The sequence below is a fragment of the Pedococcus dokdonensis genome, assembly GCF_900104525.1.
Lineage (GTDB): Bacteria > Actinomycetota > Actinomycetes > Actinomycetales > Dermatophilaceae > Pedococcus > Pedococcus dokdonensis.
Window position 1 is genome coordinate 2251425 of record NZ_LT629711.1, and the last position, 17167, is coordinate 2268591.

Here is a 17167-nt window from a genome sequence, read left to right on the forward strand (position 1 = left end):
TCACGCCTGTCGGGGTGGGGTCAGTGGGCGGCGAGCCAGCGGCGCATGTGGGGGGCGAAGGAGCGGCTCAGGTGCACGCGGTCGAGCTGGTCGCGCGGCACCCACCGGACACTGGCGGTCGATCCGCCGACGTCGTGCACCACAGGGTCCGAGGGCGCCGGGCAGCGGGCGGCATACACGATGCGCACGGCGTGGAAGTCCTCCAGCCGGCCGCTGGGCGCCCGCCCGATCCAGTGCGAGGTCTGCGCCTCCAGGAGTCGGACCGACTCGATCTGCTGACCGCTCTCCTCCCACACCTCGCGGTGCAGCCCGGCCACCGGTTCCTCGCCGGGATCCAGCCCACCCCCCGGGAGGGTCCAACGCCCGGGTGCGGAGGTCAGCTCCGACAGCTCGGTGAGCAGCACTCCCCGCGAGCTCGTGACGACGCCGTATGCCGCGGTGCGCTGGTAGGGGCTCGCCTCCTCCCCGGGTGCGAGCACCAGTCCGGGGTCCGTGGGGACCGCCGAGGCCGCCGGCACCACGGCGGACGACGGGGCCACCGTGTAGTGCAGGACCAGGGCACCGTCGGCCTGTCGGCGTGCGTCGTCGAGGTGCGGGCGTGACCAGCCGAGCCGGGCCAGCTCCCGCACCGGGTCGTCGCCATGGGCGAGGACGAACTCGACCACCGGGCGCCCCGGCGCGGCGTCGGCGCGGACGATGATCGGATCTCCTTGCGACGCAACGGGTTCGGTCACGTGGCGCCTGCCCGGCGATACTCGTCCTCGGCCAGTGCGGCGACGGCCGGCCAGTCCTGTGCCGGGGCGACCTCGCGGTTGTGCGTGGCGATGCCGGCGCGCAGTGCCGAGTCACCGACCAGCTTCGCGAGCCCGACGGCCAGCGCGTCGTCGTCGGCACCGAGCAGTCCGTTGACGCCGTCGACCACGAAGTCGCCCACACCGGTGTCGAGCCGTGCGACCACCGGCAGTCCCGCGGTCCGGGCCTCGAGCGCTGCGATCCCGAACGCCTCGAGCCGCGCCGGCGTGAGGTAGATGTCGCTGTCCCAGTAGCGGGCTCGTAGCTCGTCGCGCCCGACCCGACCCGGCATCGACACCCAGTCGGACATGGCGTGCCGCTCGGCGAACCGCTCGAGCCGCCCGCGCTCCGGTCCCTCACCGAAGAGCGTCAACCGCATCGGCCGGTCCCCGCCGAGCCGGTCGCGGGCCCGAGCTGCGACCTCGAGGACGGCCAGCGGCCGCTTGCGCGCGGCGAAGCGCATCGCGGCCACCACCTCCGCGGGAGCGCCAGGATCACGCGAGAGGCGGGCTGGTGGTCGCCACAGCCCGGTGTCGATGCCGTTGGGGAAGACCCGCACCTCAGTACCGCGGCCGACCACTCCCTGCACCGACGCCGCCGCCACCCCCGAGACGGCCGAGAGCGCGGCGCCGTGCGCCCCCAGCGGCGGGCGTGGCCGAGCGCGCGGAACACCGGCTGCGACCGCTCCATGAGGCAGTGCCAGGTGATCGCGGTCGGCAGGCCGAGCCCCAGGGCGACCCGCGCCATGTCCGTGGCGAACGGGCTGACCACCCCCATGTGCACGTGCGCCACGTCGAAACCACCTGCCGCGAGGCGCCGACGCACCTCGGGTGGCGCAAGCGGGTTCACCGGCAGCTCCCACGGCAGCCGGATCGCCATCCGGTGCACCGGCACGCCGTCGACGTCCTCGACGAAACCGTGCCGCTCGCCGCGCTCCCCCTGCGTGGCGGTGAAGACCTCGACCTCGTGACCCCGCGCCTGCAGCTGGGCCGCGAGGTCGTGCGTCTGGACCTCGATCCCGCCCAACCTGGGCAGGTAACAGTCCGTCAGCAGCGCCACCTTCACAGGCAAGAGCCTGCCATGCGACAGGATGGCTCGTGATGACCCACACCCTGGTGGCGTTCCACGCCCACCCCGACGACGAGGCGCTGCTCACGTCGGGCACCCTCGCGCGCGCGGCCGCCGAGGGTCACCGGGTCGTCGTGGTGGTGGCCACGGACGGCGACCTCGGGCTGGCGTCGGACGACTTCCGGGGCGACGGCCGCCTGGGCGCCCGACGGCTCGAGGAGCTGCGCCGTTCGGCCTCCGCGCTGGGGGTCGCGCGGGTCGTCTACCTCGGCTACGCCGACAGCGGCCTGGGTCCCGAGCTCCACCCCGACCCGCCGGATCGGGTCCGGTTCGTGCGCGCTCCCCTCGCCGAGGCCGCCCAGCGGCTCGCCGACGTGCTCCGCGAGGAGGACGCCGACGTGCTCCTCAGCTACGACCGCAACGGTGGTTACGGGCACCGCGACCACGTCCGCGTGCACGAGGTGGGTGCCCGGGCGGCATACCTCGCGGGGACGCCTCGTGTCCTGGAGGCCACGGTGCCGCGCGACACGATCGCCCGGGCGGTCGACCTGGCCGCCAAGGTCTACCGGTTCCCGCCCGAGTTCGACCGGGCCGCGTTCGGGCGGGCGTTCAGCGCCCGCTCCGAGATCACCCACCGGATCGACGTGCGCCGGTATGCCGCCGCGAAGCGGGCTGCGATGCGCGCGCACGCCTCGCAGGCGAGTGCAGACGACGGCGCGGACCGCACCCTGGCGGCGTTCCTGCGCATCCCGCGACCGTTGTTCGACCTGGTCTTCGGGCGCGAGTGGTTCGTCGACAGGCAGCGACCGGCCGGGGCGCCGATGTCGCACGACGTGTTCGAGGGGCTGTCGTGAGCAGCATCGAGTCGACCGACGGGACCACCGAGGTGGGTTCGGACGGGGCCGGCACCCGCCCACCCCGGTCGCGGCTGCGCACGGTCATCCAGGGGGCGCTGGGGCTGGGGCTCGCGGCGTTCCTGCTGGCCTGGGGCGTGCCGCACTTCGCGGACACCACGTGGTCGGAGATCTGGCGGGTGCTCTCGCGCGTGCCGGTCGGCACCGCACTGCTGCTGCTGGGCGGCGTGGTGGTCGGGCTCTACTGCTACACCTTCACCCTCACCGGGTCGATGCGCGGGCTGCGGCACTGGCAGGCACTGATCGTCAACGTGGCCGGCTCGTCGGTGGGCAACCTGCTCCCCGGCGGTGGGGCCGCCGGGTTGGCCGCGACCTACACGATCTGCCGCTCCTGGGGTTTCTCGCGACGCGACATCTCGACGTCCGCGATCGTCACCGGCGTGTGGAACGTGCTCGCGCGAATCGCCTTGCCGGTGCTGGCGATCCTGGGTCTGCTGGCCGGCAACGACCAGGACGTCCCCACCAAGCTCGAGGACCTGGCCGTCGCCGGCGCACTGAGCGGGTCGGTGATCCTCGCCGTGTTCGTGTCGATCCTGGCGTCCGAACGAGCTGCCATCGCGATCGGGCAGGGCCTCGACAAGGTCATCGGCCGGCTCTGGAAGCGACGCAGCATGAGCGTGCGCTCGCTGGTGGTCGACCTGCGGGCCAGGATCAACGACGTCGTCCGGAGCGGCTGGCTCAGCATGACCCTCGGTCTGGTCGGCTTCTTCGGCGTCTACTACCTGCTTTTCCTGCTCTGCGCGCACACCACCGGCGTCGACCTCCCCTACGGCCAGCTCTTCGCGGCCTATGCGATCGGCCGGCTGCTGACGGCGGTCGGGGTGACCCCGGGCGGTCTCGGCGTCACCGAGGCAGCCACCACGGTGGCCCTGGTCGGTTGGGGCGCAGGCAGTGCCGAGGCCGGCGCAACCGTCGTCCTCTTCTCACTCTTCACCCACTTCATGGAGGTCCCGCTCGGTGCCCTGGGCTGGGCGGCTTGGTCGGTCAGTCCCAAGAAGGCACCTGCCGAGGAGACCGCGACGGACCAGGAGCCTGCCGATGAGTGACGCGGAACGCGAGAAGTCGGAGCGAGCCGAGCGCGCGGCCTACCACGTCGAGGCGGATCGCAAGCGCCGTGAGCGCGAGTCGGCGAAGGCCCAGGTGCTCGTCGACCAGTTCGTTCGCGACGCCGTCGCAGCGGGGATCGCGACCACCGAGCTGACCGCCCGCCCCTACTCGGGTCGCGGCCGCTACCGCACCGGTCTCCAGGGGTGGTTCCTGCGTCCGGACCTGTCCGTGGGGGTGGACGTCGACGGCGGCTACCACCCCCTGGTGGTGTCACCGGAGCGGTGGGGTCGCTGGCGCGGCGTCACCCTGACACCGAGCCCGCCACCGCTGCAGGTCGGCGAGGGAGCGCGGGACGGCGAGTCCATCGCGCTCGACGCCTTGCTCCAGCGGCGGCTCGACGCGGGCAACGGCTTCGCCTGAGGAGGCCGGGTGCGGCGTGGCGCCGGCCAGGACGGCCCTGTCGTAGGAGGCGTCCGCGTCGTCGACGGTGAGCACCGCCGGGTGGCGGGGCACTGTCAGACCCTGCTGCCAGGATGACTTCACCGGCTTGGGAAGAGGGTCGGGGACTGCGTTGGGGGACGTGATGAGGACAGCGGGGCGGGACCGGCGGGGCGTGGCCTCGGTGCTGACCACCGACGACCTGCACTGCTTCCTGGCCCTGCTGCCGCTCCTCGACCCGGACGTCGACGACGCCGAGCGGGTCGAGCAGATCGGTCTGTTGGAGTCGATCAAGGCAGCCGCAGCGGGCGCTCAGGCACGTGCGACCGTGGCCTTCGCCGCGTCCCAGCGCGAGACGCAGGCCGTCGCAGGCGTGCCGCGCGGCGAGCGTGGTCGCGGGATCGCGGCGCAGGTCGCGTTGGCGCGCAGGGACTCCCCGGCTCGTGGCTCCCGGCACCTCGGGCTCGCCGAGGCGTTGGTCCGCGAGCTACCGCACACGATGGAGCACCTCGCGGCGGGGTCGGTCAGCGAGTGGCGGGCCACCATCGTCTGTCGCGAGACCGCCTGTCTCAGCCCCGAGGACCGCGGCGCGGTCGACGAGGCCCTGGCCACCGAGCTGCCGGGGCTGGGAGACCGTCAGGTGGAGGCCAGGGCCAGGGCACTCGCGAGCCAGCTCGACGCGGCGGCGATGGCGCAGCGGGCCCGCCGCGCTCACAGCGAGCGTCGGGTCAGCCTGCGGCCGGCTCCCGACACGATGACCCACCTCACGGCGCTGCTTCCCGTCGCCCAGGGAGTCGCGGTCCTCGCCGCGCTGGAGACGGCCGCCGCGTCGGCCCGGGCCGGCGGTGACGATCGCGGGCGCAGCCAGCTGATGGCCGACACCCTGGTCGAGCGGGTCACCGGCCAGGCGACCGCGGAGGCGGTCCCGATCGAGGTCCAGCTGGTGCTCCCCGCAGCAGGGGGTGACGAGCCCGCGCGGCTGGGCGACCAGGTGCTGCCGGCGCAGACCACCCTCGACCTGCTGGCCAGTGCCCGGCAGGCGGGCGCACGGGCGACCCTGCGCGAGGTCATCGCGACCACCGACGGCGTGGACCTCGCGCACGTCTCGGCCCGGCGCCGAGCCCTGCCCGAGCAGCCCAACCAGCCAGCCCGGACTCGCGGGTCGGGCGAGCCCGCCCCCGCGGACGGCGCACCCGGTCGACTGTTCACCGGCGCGGCGCGGCGATTCATCCTGCTGCGCGACCAGCGCTGCCGCACCCCGTGGTGCGACGCACCGATCAGACACCTCGACCACGTGATCGCGACCCGCGCCGGTGGCTCCACCACCACGGCGAACGGGCAGGGGCTGTGCGAGGCCTGCAACTACGCCAAGGAGGCGCCGGGCTGGCGGGCCAGGACGGTGCGGGCCGGACCGGCGCACACCGTCCGCACCACGACACCCACCGGGCACAGCTACGACTCGACAGCCCCGCCAGTGCTGCCGGCACGGGTCCGCGCGAGAGCGGCGACCAGCCCGCTGGAGAGACTCTTCGAGGCGCTGCTGCTCAGCGCTTGACCAGACGCCGGACCTGCCGCTGGCGAGCCTCGTCGGCGATGCCGTCGTCCTGCGGGACGGGTTCGAACGGCCGCCCCGTCGCCTGCTCCGCCGCGAGCGCGATGAGGGCGTCGGCGAAGACCGGGTTGGCGGGGAGGATCGGGCCGTGCAGGTAGGACCCGAACACGTTGCCGGTCCGTGCGCCCTCGGTGCCGTCGGTGCCGTTGTTGCCGAACCCGGACCGCACCCGCCCGAACGGCGCCTGTCCGGCGCCGAGCGTGGTCGACCCGCTGTGGTTCTCGTAGCCCACGACGTCACCGAAGTCGGTCGAGAGCACGACCGGCCCGATCATCCGCTTGGCGTTCCCCTGCGTCGTGACATCGAGGATGCCGAGCCCGGGGAGCCGCTTGCCGTCGACGGTGATGAAGGCGTTGCCGAGCAGCTGGTACATCCCGCAGATCATCAGCATCGGCGTGCCACCCTCGGCGAGGGCCCGCAGCCGGGCGGCGATCTGCTCAAGGTCGGCCTCGACGCGCACCTGTCCGGAGTCTTGGCCGCCACCGCCGACGACGAGGTGCGCCTGCTCCGGGAACTCACCGCCCGGGTGGTGCTGGTGGACGACCGGGCTGTAGCCGTGCCGCCGGATCCGCGCGGCGAGGGTGCGGGTGTTTCCGAGGTCACCGTAGATGCTCATCTCGCGCGGGTAGAGGTGCACCACGTGGATGACGCCCTTCCCGGCGCGGTCGGCGTCGGGGACGCGCGCCGACCCCTCGGGCTCGCCGGGGATCGCGACGTCGGGTAGGCCGCCGGGCTGGCTCATGACGCCTCCTCGCCGATGTCGGGCAGGTCGTAGCGCGCGGCCAGGGTGCGCCGCAGCGCCATCATCGCGGTGTAGGTGCAGAAGATCCGCTTGGGTTCCTCGGGGTGCTGCGCGAGGAACGCGTCGAGTGCGGTGTCGAGGTCGGGCTCGACCCCGCCGACCGGCACGTCGTCGTACTGCAGCCGCAACGCCATGTCGTAGCCGCGGACCCCGCTGGTGGTCGTGACGCCCCGGTCGCGGAGGCTGTCGAAGCTGACGTCGTAGAGCCAGGAGACGTCGCGGCCGTCGGCGTAGTTGTCGTTGATCGCGATCATCGTCGCGACCGGCGTCGATCCGTAGGTGCCCAGGGCCACGGTGAAGCCGGCCGGGTTCTTCACCAGGACGAGCTCGAGCGGCTGGCCGTCGACCATGACGACCTCGCCACGCCCGAACGGCGGCGTGACCGCGCGCAGGGCGGCGGCGGTCGCCGCCGGGTCGAAGGCGTCGCCGAGCAGCATCCGAGCGGTCGCCGTCGCCGCGGTGGCGTTGATCATGGCCGCCAGGCCACGCTGCTGGAGCTCGAGCGGTCCGACCGTGCCGGAACCCGTCCCACCATCACCGAACAGCACCTCGAAGGTGCGCTCGTCGCTCGGCTTGAGCAGCCCGTCGTCCGGGCCAGCGACCGGTGGCACGAAGTCGTCCTCGAACCGCACGTCCTGCTCCTGCAGCTCGGGTAGCCGGTCGGCGATCGACGCGTCGACCCCGAAGTAGCGGATCGCCACCCCCTGCGCGACCCGGTCACGGATCCGCGAGACGAACGAGTCGTCGAGGTTGAGCACCACCCCGCTCGTGGTCTGCTCGGCCAGGCTCGCAAGCAGCTTGGCGGTGTGGTCGATCTCGGCGAACCGGTCGAGCTGGTCACGGGCGACGTTGAGCAGCAAGGCGTGCGTGGGCTTCACGGCCGCGGCGAACTTGAGGGCGTGGGCCTCGTCGAGCTCGAGGACGGCGAGGTCGGCCGTCAGCCGTCCACGGACCGGCAGCTCGCCGAGCATCGAGGAGATGACACCGCGGGTGAAGTTGGAGCCGGTCGGGTTGGTGAAGACGGTGCGGCGGTGGGCCCGCAGGACGGCGACGAGCATCTTCGTCGTGGTGGTCTTGCCGTTGGTGCCGCTGACGACGACGATCCCGCCGGGCACGTCGGCCAGGGCGTGGGCAAGGAAGCCCGGGTCGATCCGCTCGGCCACCAGGCCCGGCAGGGCGGAACCGCCACCCCGCAGCCGCGAGGCTGCCCGCGCCGCCTTGCCTGCGACCACTGCCGCCGTCGTCCTCAGCACGCCCCAAACCCTAGTGCGTCCGAGGTCGCGGCCCGGTCGCGGGCCGGACGGTGCGACGTGGCCGCAAGCACGCGGCATACGATCCACGCATGTCGTCCGCTCCCACGCCGTTCACGCCCGACGAGACCTGGTTGGCGGGTGAGCGCACCCGGCTGTGGACCTTCGCGCGCGGGGCAGTGCACCCGAACGGCGGCTTCGCGTGGCTGGACGACCGGGGCGAGCCCGAGCTGGACCAGCCGGTGCACACCTGGCTGAGCTGCCGGATGACGCACGTGGCGGCCCTCGAGGTGCTGCAGGGCAACGACGACGCCCGCGCGGCCCTCGACCACGGGGTGCACGCGCTGCGCGAGGTGCTGCGGGACCCCGAGCACGGTGGCTGGTTCGGGTCGGTCGACCCGACCACGCACGAGCCGGTGGTGGCGACGAAGGAGTGCTACGCGCACGCCTTCGTGCTGCTCGCGGCATCCAGCGCGGTTGCCGCCGGACACCCCGGTGCGCAGGGGCTGCTCGACGACGCGCGGGAGGTCTACGCGACGCGGTTCTGGAACGACGCGGACGGCCTCGCCATGGAGAGCTGGGACCGCGCGTGGCGGACGGCTGAGGACTACCGCGGCGTCAACGCCAACATGCACAGCGTCGAGGCGCTGCTGGCCGTCCACGAGGTCACCGGCGACCCGGAGCCTCGCGCCCAGGCCGCTCGGATCGTCGAGCGTGTCGTGCACGGGTTCGCCAGCGGCAACGACTGGCGGCTGCCCGAGCACTTCACCGCCGACTGGCTGCCGCTGCCCGACTTCAACCGCGACACCCCGGCCGACCAGTTCCGGCCGTTCGGGGTGACGATCGGTCACCTGCTGGAGTGGTCACGGCTCACCCTGCACCTGCGCACCGCGCTCGGCGCGGCCGCTCCGTCGTGGCTGCTCGACGACGCGATGTCGTTGTTCGACACCGCGGTTCGCGACGGCTGGCACGCCGACGGCGAGGACGGCTTCGTCTACACGACCGACTTCCAGGGCGTGCCCGTCGTGCGCAACCGGCTGCACTGGGTGCTCACCGAGGGCATCGGTGCGGCGTGGGCGCTGGCGCGCGAGGTGGACGAGCCGTCCTACGCCGAGTGGTATGCCGTGTGGTGGGCCGAGGCCGAGCGGCACTTCATCGACCGCGTGGACGGGTCGTGGCGGCACGAGCTCGACCCGTCGAACCAGCCGGCCGCCACGGTGTGGGTCGGCAAGCCGGACGTCTACCACGCCTACCAGGCCGCCCTGCTGCCGTCGCTGGAGCCGGCTGCGTCGTTCGCGGGCGGCCTGCTGCACCGCTGACCCGTCGGCGACTGCTCCGGTCGCGGTCCGGCTCGTCCGTCGGGTCCTGACCGATGAGGTATCGGCTTCCCGGCGGTCTGTACCTGCATGGAAACCAAGAACCTCGCTGACCTGTACGACCTGCCACTCCTCGAGTGGGGCCCCGTCGAGACCCAGCTCGGACCTGCGCTGACCCAGGCGCCGGGCACCGGCGGACCCGACCGGCACACCTGTTGGTTGAGCACCGTCAACCCCGATGGCAGTCCGCACGTCACCGGTGTCGGGGCCTTCTGGGACGACGGTGCGTTCTGGGTGGTGACCGGGAAGTCCACCCGCAAGGGCCGCAACCTGCTCGCGGAGCCGCGCTGCGCCATGAGTGTCTCGACGAGTGACTACGACCTGTGCGTCGAGGGCTCGGCCGAGCTCGTCACCGACACCGCGAAGGTGGCCCGGATCGTCGCCGTGGCCGCGGACGGCGGTTGGCCTGCTGAGGTGGACGCCAGCGGCATTGCGGTCACCGCGCCATACAGTGCACCCTCCGCCGGGCCCCCGCCGTGGTCGGTCTTCCGGATCGAGCCGAAGTCAGCGACCGCCTTGTCCGTCCACGAGCCGGGCGGCGCCACCCGCTGGACCTTCTGAAGGGGCACGTCCAGCAGGCCGAACGTGCAGCCGGCGCCCTGTCCGGGTTGACGGTGGCCGATGACTTCTTTGCCCTGCGCGGGTCATAGTGCTGACTGCCGCGCGAAGGCGCGGCCCGTTCCGAAGGAGAAGCGCCCGGTATGGCTGAAGGCATCACCGTGACCCCCGTCCTCGTGGCCACCCTGCTCGCCGAGGAGGAGCGGATGCCCGTCTACGTGCACGTCGTCGACCACCCGCAGGGCCGCGTGCTCGTCGACACCGGCATGACGGAGCTGCATCCCCTGGTCGATGACATGGACCCCCAGCTCACTCCCCTCAGCGAACAACCGGGCTTCGACCTGTCGAGCATCGACCTGGTGGTCAACACGCACCTGCACTTCGACCACTGTGGCGGCAACCACCTCTTCGAGGGCCTGCCGGTGCACGTGCAGCGCCGGGAGCTGGAGGACGCGCGGACCGAGGACGACTACACGATCCGTGAGTGGGTCGACGCGCCGGGCGTGGCATACGTGCCCGTCGACGGCAAGCACGAGCTGCTCCCCGGGGTGTGGCTGGTCCCGGCGCCAGGACACACCCTTGGCTCACAGGTCGTCGTGGTCGACAGCGCGGCCGGCAAGGTCGTCATCTGCGGCGACACAGCGGTCTTCCACGCCGAGCTCGACCAGCCGACCACCGAGGGCCAGCGCCTGGTCCGGTCGCTCGACCCCGTCGAGGCCTGGCTCTCGCACGAGCACCAGCCCTGGCGCCCCGAGCGGCTGACCACCGGCTGAGACCTCGTCGGTCAGCGGTGCCCGGTGGCCTTGCGGCGCAGGTACGCCCAGGCGAGCAGCGCGCAGGCGATGCCGTTCGCGAATCCGACCAGGATGTCGGTGAGGTGGTGCATCCCGCGGTAGAGCCTGGCCCACGCCACGAGCAACGGGACCACGATGCACACGACGGTGACCAGCCGGCGCAACCAGGGCTGCTGGATCCGTTGCGCCAGGAAGGCGAAGCTCAGCCACAGCGCCGTCGAGGCACCCACGTGACCGCTCGGGTAGCTCGACGTCGGAGGGGCCGGGTCGAGGTGGGGCACGTGCGGCCGCTGGCGCCCGACCACTGCTGTGGCGATCACGAAGACCGTTGCCTGCAGGGAGATCGCGATCGCCGGGACCACCGCCACCCACCACTGGCGAGTGCGCCACCAGACGAGCAGCACGGCCACGACGCAGATTCCGATGACGATCTCGGTGTTGCCGATGTGCGACCACACCTTCGTCACGGTGTCCCACGTGGGGGTGCGGAGCTCCTGGACGTCCTTGCTGATCGAGTCCTCCGAGTCGAGGCCACCGAGCGGGCCACGGATGAGGAGCCCGACGCCGACGATCGCCAGCCAGAGGACCACCGCCGGCGCAACCGCGCGCACGACCAGGTCCCGCACGGCTGACCCGATACCGGGCGAGGAGGTGTCGTCGTCGTAGCGCGTCAGGAAGGCCATGGATCTCCTCAGGATCGGTCGGGTCGTCGTCCGGGCGGGTTCGGTCGACCCATCATGCGGCCCGCGTGCTCCGAAAGGCCGGTGGAGCACCGCAGATGTTCTAGGGGCGGTCGTGGCGGCGGTTGATGCGGTGGCGGCGGACGAGTCCTACCGTCGACCCAGACCCTGCACCCGGCAGGGCGTCGACCATGCGAGTGAGGAGCCATGACGCGTACTCGAGCCGTTGATGTCGACTACCTGGTGGTGGGTGCGGGCGCGACGGGGATGGCGTTCGCCGACGCAGTCACGGACCACTCCGACGCCCGGGTCGCCCTGGTCGACCGCCGGCACGGCGTCGGCGGGCACTGGCTGGAGGCCTACCCCTTCGTCCGCCTGCACCAGTCCTCGGCGTTCTACGGCGTGCCGTCGACGCTGCTCGGGGGCGGGCGGTTGCAGGAGCGCGGCCCGGAGAAGGGGCTCCAGGAGCGCGCCTCCCAGCCGGAGATCTGCGCCTACTACGCGCGCGTGCTCGACCGGATGACCGCGACGGGACGGGTCGAGTTCTTCCCCAACACCGAGTATGCCGGTGACCGCACCTTCGTCTCGCGCGTCTCCGGTGCGCGGTTCGAGGTCCCCCCGACCTGCCGGGTCGTGGACGCCAGCTATCTCGCGCCGAGCATCCCGGCCGAGAAGCCGCCGCCGTTCGCGGTGGAGGCGGGGGCGCGCGTCGTGCCGGTCAACGACCTGGCGCGGCTGGAGGAGGCACCGAGCCAGTACGTCGTCGTCGGTGCGGGCAAGACCGCGACCGATGCCTGCATCTTCCTGCTCTCGCGGGGCGTCGACCCCGACGCGATCTGCTGGGTGCGCCCGCGCGACCCGTGGATGATCAACCGCGCGGTCGTCCAGCCCGACCCCTCCATCTTCCTCGGGATGGTCGCCGACACCTGGCTCGCCGCAAGGGAAGCCGCGTCACTGGACGACCTGTTCCTGCGGCTCGAGGACGCCGGCATCATGCTGCGGGTCGACCGCTCGGTGCTGCCGACGATGGCCAAGGCACCCACCCTGGCGAGCTGGGAGCTGGAGCAGCTGCGCACGCTGTCCAACGTGGTGCGTCGTGGACACCTCACTGGCGTCTCCCGCGGCGCGCTGTCGTTCGCCGACGGTTCGGTCTCTGTCGCGGACGACGCGGTCGTCGTGCACTGTGCCGCCGACGGGCTGAAGTACCCGCCGCTGACGCCGGTGTGGACCCCGGACGCGATCATCCTGCAACCCGTTCGCGCTGGCTTCCCCTGCTTCGGCGCCGCGATCACCGGCTACGTCGAGGCGACTCGTGAGAACGACGACGAGAAGAACCGGCTCTGTCCACCGTCCCGCTACGGCAACTCGCTCGCCGACTGGGCGCGGATGAACGTGGTGGGCACCCGCGCCGTGCAGACGTTCTCGGCGGAGCCCGACATCAGGGACTGGGCCAACCGGGTGGCCCTGAACCCGGCCCGCGTCGCGGTCGACCACCCCGCGTCACCCGCGCTCGACGACGCACGCGAGCGTCTCGCCAGACACACCGAGCCCGGCCTGGCCAGGATGACCGAGCTGATCCGGACCGGCTGAGGGGCGCGCTGCTGGGGCTGCTCCGGTTCCCCAACCGGCCTTCACCGCCCGAGCACCTCGCGCTCGCCCGGGTCGCGGGCGGGGTCATGGCTGGGCAGCGCGTCGACCGCCCAGTCCGAGCGCTTCCACTCGGGCACGGGGGTCAGGCAGTCGTCGCGCGGCACGAACCGCGAGCGCTGCTTCAGCTCGTAGCGGTGGATGTAGCGCGGACAGTTCGGGAAGACAGCGCGCGGCCGCACCCGCACCACGAACTGGGCCTCGGGGTAGTCGGCCAGCAGCGGGTCGTCGGGGTCGATGCTCGCGGTGCCGTCCAGCCGCATCCGGTGGCCGCGCTCGAGGTCGATGAACAGCATCCCCACGTCGGGGTGCACCAGCAGGTTGCCGGTCGACAGGTACATGCCGTTCCCGTCGTAGTTCGGGAACGCCACGGTGCGCTCGTCGACGACGCGGACGAAGCCGGGCTCACCACCCTTGTAGGAACAGGTCGGTCGGCCCTCGGCGTCGGCGGTCGCGAGGAAGAACATGTCGCGGGCCTCGATGAACTCGCGATCCCCCTGGCTGATCGTGTCGTGGACGAGCAGTCCGTCGATCCGGTCGGCCAGTGCTCGCGTGTCGAACCGGTCCTGCAGCGACCGGCTGCCCTCGTTGAACCCTGCGCCCACAGCTCCTCCTCGTGTCGGCCCGGCTAGGACAGCTCGACCCGGATGACCGGCTCGGCGGCTGCCCGCGTGCGGGTGGCGAAGGCTCGCCCGTCCTGCAGGTCGGCGAGCTTGGTTGCCGCAAAAGGGATCTCGTTCGTGAGGTGGATCGTGTACTTGTCGGCAGACCCCCTCGCGCCAACCAGCGCCTCCAACGTCTCCTCGTTGGGGTGGTGGTGCCGCACCCCGTCGGCGGAGATGACGTAGTGGTCTGCAGTGACCCGCTCGAACAGGTCGGGCTCCATGTTGTTGATGCTGCCGTGGTGCGGCAGCTTGAACACGTCAACGTGGAGGCCTCCACCCTTCGCCACCAGTCCGCTCTGCTCCAAGCCGGTGAGCAGGCGGTCGCCGCGCGCGTCGCCGGTGAGCAGCGCCGTCCGACCTCCGTGCTCGACGTGCACGACGATGCTCGACAGGTTGGGGATCGAGCGGTCCGTGTAGGAGGCCGCGAGGACGCCAGGGTCCTTGGCCTTCTTCGCCTGACGCCACTTCGTGGCGAGGGCGTCCAGCGCGGCCTGGTCCGGTGCCACGACCGTCACGGCAAGGCCCGCCAGGTCGGTGACCGCACCGCATACCAAGGGGGCTTCGAATGGTTGGTTTCCTTGCAGGCCGAGCACTTCGGCCGCGTCACGGATCTCGCGTCCCTGGTTGTAGCTCGCGGCCACTGCCTCGTCGTGATGGGCGTCGTCGAGCAGCGGCTGCACCGATGCCGAGAGGTCGGGGTCGACCCGGTCGACCAGCTCCTCGACGGCGTTGAACCAGAGGCGCCGCACCGAGATCGGGTCGGGCTTGTGGTCACGGCGGGCCCTGCGGATCTCGGCCAGCAGCCGCACCAGCCCTGCCGCGTGGTCGTCGTCGACGTGGGACAGCATCACCGCGTCGAGAGTCGGCGCGCCCACGCCCGACCGCGGGAGGCGAGGCAGCAGGGCGGCCCTGAGGCTGCCCTCCCAGAGACCGGTCGGGCCGCCGTCGACGAGCATGGCACGGTCGCCGCCGTCGCCCCAACGGGTCAGGAAGGCATCGCCGTGCTTGGCGTCGAAGAACTCGAGGGTCAGCACCACGCACCTCAGATCGACTGCATCGCGCGGAGGACGTCGAGCAGCCCACTGCCCTGAAAGGCCTTCTCGCGACCGAGATCGGTGGCGGTGGAGCAGAGGATGTCCTTGACCCGCTCGGGGCGACCCAGCAGCTCGCGGTAGCGCGCGACGAGCATCGCAGCGGCGCCGCTGACGTGGGCGGCCGCCTGGCTCGTGCCGTGCATCGCGGCGATTCCACCGCCCAGCACCGGCCCGTCGATGTCCTCTCCCGGAGCGAGCAGGTCGGGCTTGCTGCGCCCGTCGGCCGTGGGCCCGCGCCCCGAGAAGTAGCTGACGCCATGACGGTGTGGGTCGCTTCGATGGGTCGAGCCGACGGTGATGACCGAGTCGGCGTTCCCGGGGTCGGAGATGCTCAGCGTCTGGTAGCCGCCGCCGGTGGTCCGCATGACCCCGCTGAACCCCGAGTTGCCGGCCGCGGTCACCACGACCACCCCCGACCTGACAAGCCGGTCGGCCTCGACGCAGACCGGGGTCCACCCGCAGGAGTGCGTCGCGACGTCGTGCGGCACCGAGAGGCTGACGTTGGCGCCGGCGATGACGATGCGGCCGGCTTGCTCGTTGATGTGCCGGATCGCCTGCAGCGCCGCGACGATCGAAAACTCGTCGCCCCTGCCGTCCTCCCCCAGCACGCGGAAGTCGTACAGCTTGATGTTCGGGCACAATCCCGCGAACTGCTGCTCCGGCCAGTGCGCGCCGATGATGCCGGCGACGTGGGTCCCGTGCGGGTTCTTCGGCGGCTCGTAGTCAGCCGGCGGCGGGTAGGGCGGGGGCTCGGGGAGCGGCAGCTCTGGGAGCTGGACCTCGAGGTAGGGCAGTGCGCGAACCCAGTCGACCAGCCCGTTGTCCGTGGCGTCGAGCGAGAGCCGCCGGCGCGCGCCCACGAAGTCGAGACACCGCACCACCCTGGTCGGGCCGCGGTCCCACTCGGGTCGCACGGAGTCGGGCCGGGGCCACCATTCGTAGAAGGCCGGGTGCGTGACGTCGACACCGCTGTCGACCACCGCCCAACCGATGCTGGAGCAGTCGACGTCGAAAAGCTGCTCCGCGGCATCGGCCTTGACGGTGATCCGCGACCGGGTGACGGCGGTGCTCGCGGTCCGGTTCAGCGTCACCGAGACAACCGGGTAGCGCTGTCGGCGGTCGATCACCTTCGATCGCGGGTTGCCCGGAGCCTGGGTGACCGCGCGGTCCACGACCGCCGTCCGCAACAGCCTGAAGGCCTCCGTGTATGCCGCGACCGGGGGTCTGGCTCGCGCCTTCGACTCCCGGGGCTGCCGGGCGCCGTGGACGACCGTGGCGAGGACCCGCACCAGCCAGACCAGCTGTCGAGCCCGCTCCTGGACCCGTTCCTCGGACGACGGGGTGCTCATCGGCACCGCAGGCGGCGACACGCCCCTTCGTACGTCGGCCTCCGCGGCTGCTGACAGCCCTTGGGCGGTGGCCACCAGGCTGGCCAGGTTGGTCATCGGCAACACGGCACGAACCAGTTCCTCGAGAGTCATCACCGCCGAGACGAAGCTGCCCGAGGCGAGCGGGTTGGCGTCGGGCATCTGGACCTTGTGGAGCTCCTGGAGCACCTTGCGGGTCCCGTGCTCCTCGTTGATGGCGAGGATCACGTCCACGCGGCGCGGGGGGACGTCTCCGTTCGCGGCAGCGAAGGCATTCCACACGTCGAAGCGCACGGGGCAGTCGGTGGCCCACACCACCGGCACCGGTCCGGTGCCGTAGAACACGGCAGCAAGCTGGTCTCGATCCATGGCTCACCCCTCGAACCGATTGGAACCGGTTTCGGGCTTCCTGCCGGCGCCGTCCCCGAAGTGCTCCTAGGTTCCTCCGAATCACCTGTGCAGGCAATGGTCCCCGGGTCGGGTCGCCAGATCCACGCGACCGAACCGCGGCAGCTAGCCGCGGAGCCGGCGGAGCCGGCGGAGCCGGCGGAGCTGCCTCGCCCGGGCTGCCGCCAGCACCCCCACGACGCCGTTCACCGGGAAGAGGACGAACGACCACAGCACGGTCGCGGACGACCAGCCGTTCGAGGCGACGCTCCCGCGCAGGTCGCCGTCGAAGAGCCCGAACAGCATGCTGGCCAGGCAGACCACGCTGAGCACCACGGCCGCGATCATCGGGTAGCGCGTCTTCCAGTTCCGGCTGGCCACCCATGCGAAGGCCAGCTGGACCAGGGCCATCGGGAGCGGCACCGTGGACTCGGTGTCGAAGCCCCAGGCGTGCGGCAGGGTGTCGATCCCCTGCACGGCGGCGATGACTCCGCCGACCACGTCACAGACCAGCAGGACGAGCATGGCCAGCACCAGTGCTCGTCCGGACGCCACCACCGGCCGGTCCCACACGGCATACCCGGGATGGGGTCCGCCATCCCTCAACGGTTCGCTCACGCACCCACCATGCCCCCACCGGCGCTCCAGTGGGAGATGCAATCAGCGCAGTAGAGGT

At 72.0% G+C, this 17167-nt stretch carries 17 protein-coding genes and 1 pseudogene; 8 read left to right on the forward strand and 10 right to left on the reverse strand.

Translation table 11 applies throughout. The features are described from left to right. Window positions 1-20: 20 nt before the first annotated feature. The 3 genes and pseudogenes from BLQ34_RS10545 to BLQ34_RS19320 form a co-directional block, all read right to left on the reverse strand. Entirely contained in the window at window positions 21-734 is a 714-nt protein-coding gene (locus BLQ34_RS10545; protein ID WP_231961035.1) for an NUDIX hydrolase, read from the reverse strand. Further along, a complete protein-coding gene (locus BLQ34_RS19315) occupies window positions 731-1351 on the reverse strand; it encodes a glycosyltransferase family 4 protein (RefSeq protein ID WP_231961036.1) in 621 nt (206 codons plus the stop codon). The genes BLQ34_RS10545 and BLQ34_RS19315 overlap by 4 nt, the downstream gene beginning before the upstream one ends. A gap of 74 nt (window positions 1352-1425) precedes the next feature. Further along, window positions 1426-1857: pseudogene (locus BLQ34_RS19320) on the reverse strand (glycosyltransferase); the annotation flags it as partial. A 35-nt stretch (window positions 1858-1892) separates the two neighbouring features. Here BLQ34_RS19320 and BLQ34_RS10555 point away from each other — a divergent pair. From BLQ34_RS10555 to BLQ34_RS10570, 4 genes are all read left to right on the forward strand, one after another. Further along, window positions 1893-2714, forward strand: coding sequence for a PIG-L deacetylase family protein (locus tag BLQ34_RS10555; RefSeq protein ID WP_091785030.1), 822 nt, complete (start codon window positions 1893-1895; stop codon window positions 2712-2714). Further along, window positions 2711-3820, forward strand: coding sequence for a lysylphosphatidylglycerol synthase transmembrane domain-containing protein (locus BLQ34_RS10560; RefSeq protein ID WP_231961037.1), 1110 nt, complete (start codon window positions 2711-2713; stop codon window positions 3818-3820). Before BLQ34_RS10555 ends, BLQ34_RS10560 begins: the two co-directional genes overlap by 4 nt. Continuing rightward, complete coding sequence (locus BLQ34_RS10565) at window positions 3813-4241, forward strand: hypothetical protein (protein WP_091785032.1); 429 nt, start codon at window positions 3813-3815, stop codon at window positions 4239-4241. The genes BLQ34_RS10560 and BLQ34_RS10565 overlap by 8 nt, the downstream gene beginning before the upstream one ends. A gap of 163 nt (window positions 4242-4404) precedes the next feature. Then, complete coding sequence (locus BLQ34_RS10570; RefSeq protein WP_091785035.1) at window positions 4405-5814, forward strand: HNH endonuclease; 1410 nt, start codon at window positions 4405-4407, stop codon at window positions 5812-5814. On the opposite strand, the gene BLQ34_RS10575 is transcribed toward BLQ34_RS10570, so the two are convergent. Beyond that, window positions 5804-6613, reverse strand: coding sequence for a type 1 glutamine amidotransferase (locus tag BLQ34_RS10575; RefSeq protein WP_091785038.1), 810 nt, complete (start codon window positions 6611-6613; stop codon window positions 5804-5806). The genes BLQ34_RS10570 and BLQ34_RS10575 overlap by 11 nt on opposite strands. After that, on the reverse strand, window positions 6610-7926 hold the full coding sequence (locus tag BLQ34_RS10580; RefSeq protein WP_231961038.1) for a Mur ligase family protein: 1317 nt from the start codon (window positions 7924-7926) through the stop codon (window positions 6610-6612). The genes BLQ34_RS10575 and BLQ34_RS10580 overlap by 4 nt, the downstream gene beginning before the upstream one ends. Before the next feature lie 89 nt (window positions 7927-8015). On the opposite strand from BLQ34_RS10580, the gene BLQ34_RS10585 reads away from it, so the two are divergent. The 3 genes from BLQ34_RS10585 (at window position 8016) to BLQ34_RS10595 (ending at window position 10630) form a co-directional block, all read left to right on the forward strand. Continuing rightward, entirely contained in the window at window positions 8016-9242 is a 1227-nt protein-coding gene (locus BLQ34_RS10585; protein WP_091785045.1) for an AGE family epimerase/isomerase, read from the forward strand. Window positions 9243-9329: 87 nt separating this feature from the next. Beyond that, entirely contained in the window at window positions 9330-9860 is a 531-nt protein-coding gene (locus BLQ34_RS10590) for a pyridoxamine 5'-phosphate oxidase family protein (protein WP_091785049.1), read from the forward strand. A 140-nt stretch (window positions 9861-10000) separates the two neighbouring features. Continuing rightward, window positions 10001-10630, forward strand: coding sequence for an MBL fold metallo-hydrolase (locus BLQ34_RS10595; RefSeq protein WP_091785052.1), 630 nt, complete (start codon window positions 10001-10003; stop codon window positions 10628-10630). Between the two features lie 11 nt (window positions 10631-10641). Here the strand turns inward: BLQ34_RS10595 and BLQ34_RS10600 are convergent, their stop codons facing one another. After that, window positions 10642-11334, reverse strand: a complete 693-nt coding sequence (locus BLQ34_RS10600) for a phosphatase PAP2 family protein (RefSeq protein WP_091785055.1) — start codon at window positions 11332-11334, stop codon at window positions 10642-10644. A 204-nt stretch (window positions 11335-11538) separates the two neighbouring features. Between BLQ34_RS10600 and BLQ34_RS10605 the strand changes: the two genes are divergently transcribed. Then, window positions 11539-12921, forward strand: a complete 1383-nt coding sequence (locus BLQ34_RS10605; RefSeq protein ID WP_091785058.1) for an NAD(P)-binding protein — start codon at window positions 11539-11541, stop codon at window positions 12919-12921. Window positions 12922-12962: 41 nt separating this feature from the next. Here BLQ34_RS10605 and BLQ34_RS10610 read toward each other — a convergent pair whose 3' ends face one another. The 4 genes from BLQ34_RS10610 to BLQ34_RS10625 form a co-directional block, all read right to left on the reverse strand. Next, the gene (locus tag BLQ34_RS10610) at window positions 12963-13583 is read right to left on the reverse strand and encodes a pyridoxamine 5'-phosphate oxidase family protein (RefSeq protein ID WP_091785060.1); all 621 of its coding nucleotides are present in this window, start codon (window positions 13581-13583) and stop codon (window positions 12963-12965) included. Between the two features lie 23 nt (window positions 13584-13606). Then, on the reverse strand, window positions 13607-14680 hold the full coding sequence (locus BLQ34_RS10615; RefSeq protein WP_197674688.1) for a ComEC/Rec2 family competence protein: 1074 nt from the start codon (window positions 14678-14680) through the stop codon (window positions 13607-13609). A gap of 5 nt (window positions 14681-14685) precedes the next feature. Next, the gene (locus BLQ34_RS10620; RefSeq protein WP_091785063.1) at window positions 14686-16473 is read right to left on the reverse strand and encodes a S8 family serine peptidase; all 1788 of its coding nucleotides are present in this window, start codon (window positions 16471-16473) and stop codon (window positions 14686-14688) included. Between the two features lie 144 nt (window positions 16474-16617). Then, window positions 16618-17109, reverse strand: a complete 492-nt coding sequence (locus BLQ34_RS10625; RefSeq protein ID WP_157692992.1) for a hypothetical protein — start codon at window positions 17107-17109, stop codon at window positions 16618-16620. Window positions 17110-17167 lie beyond the last annotated feature (58 nt).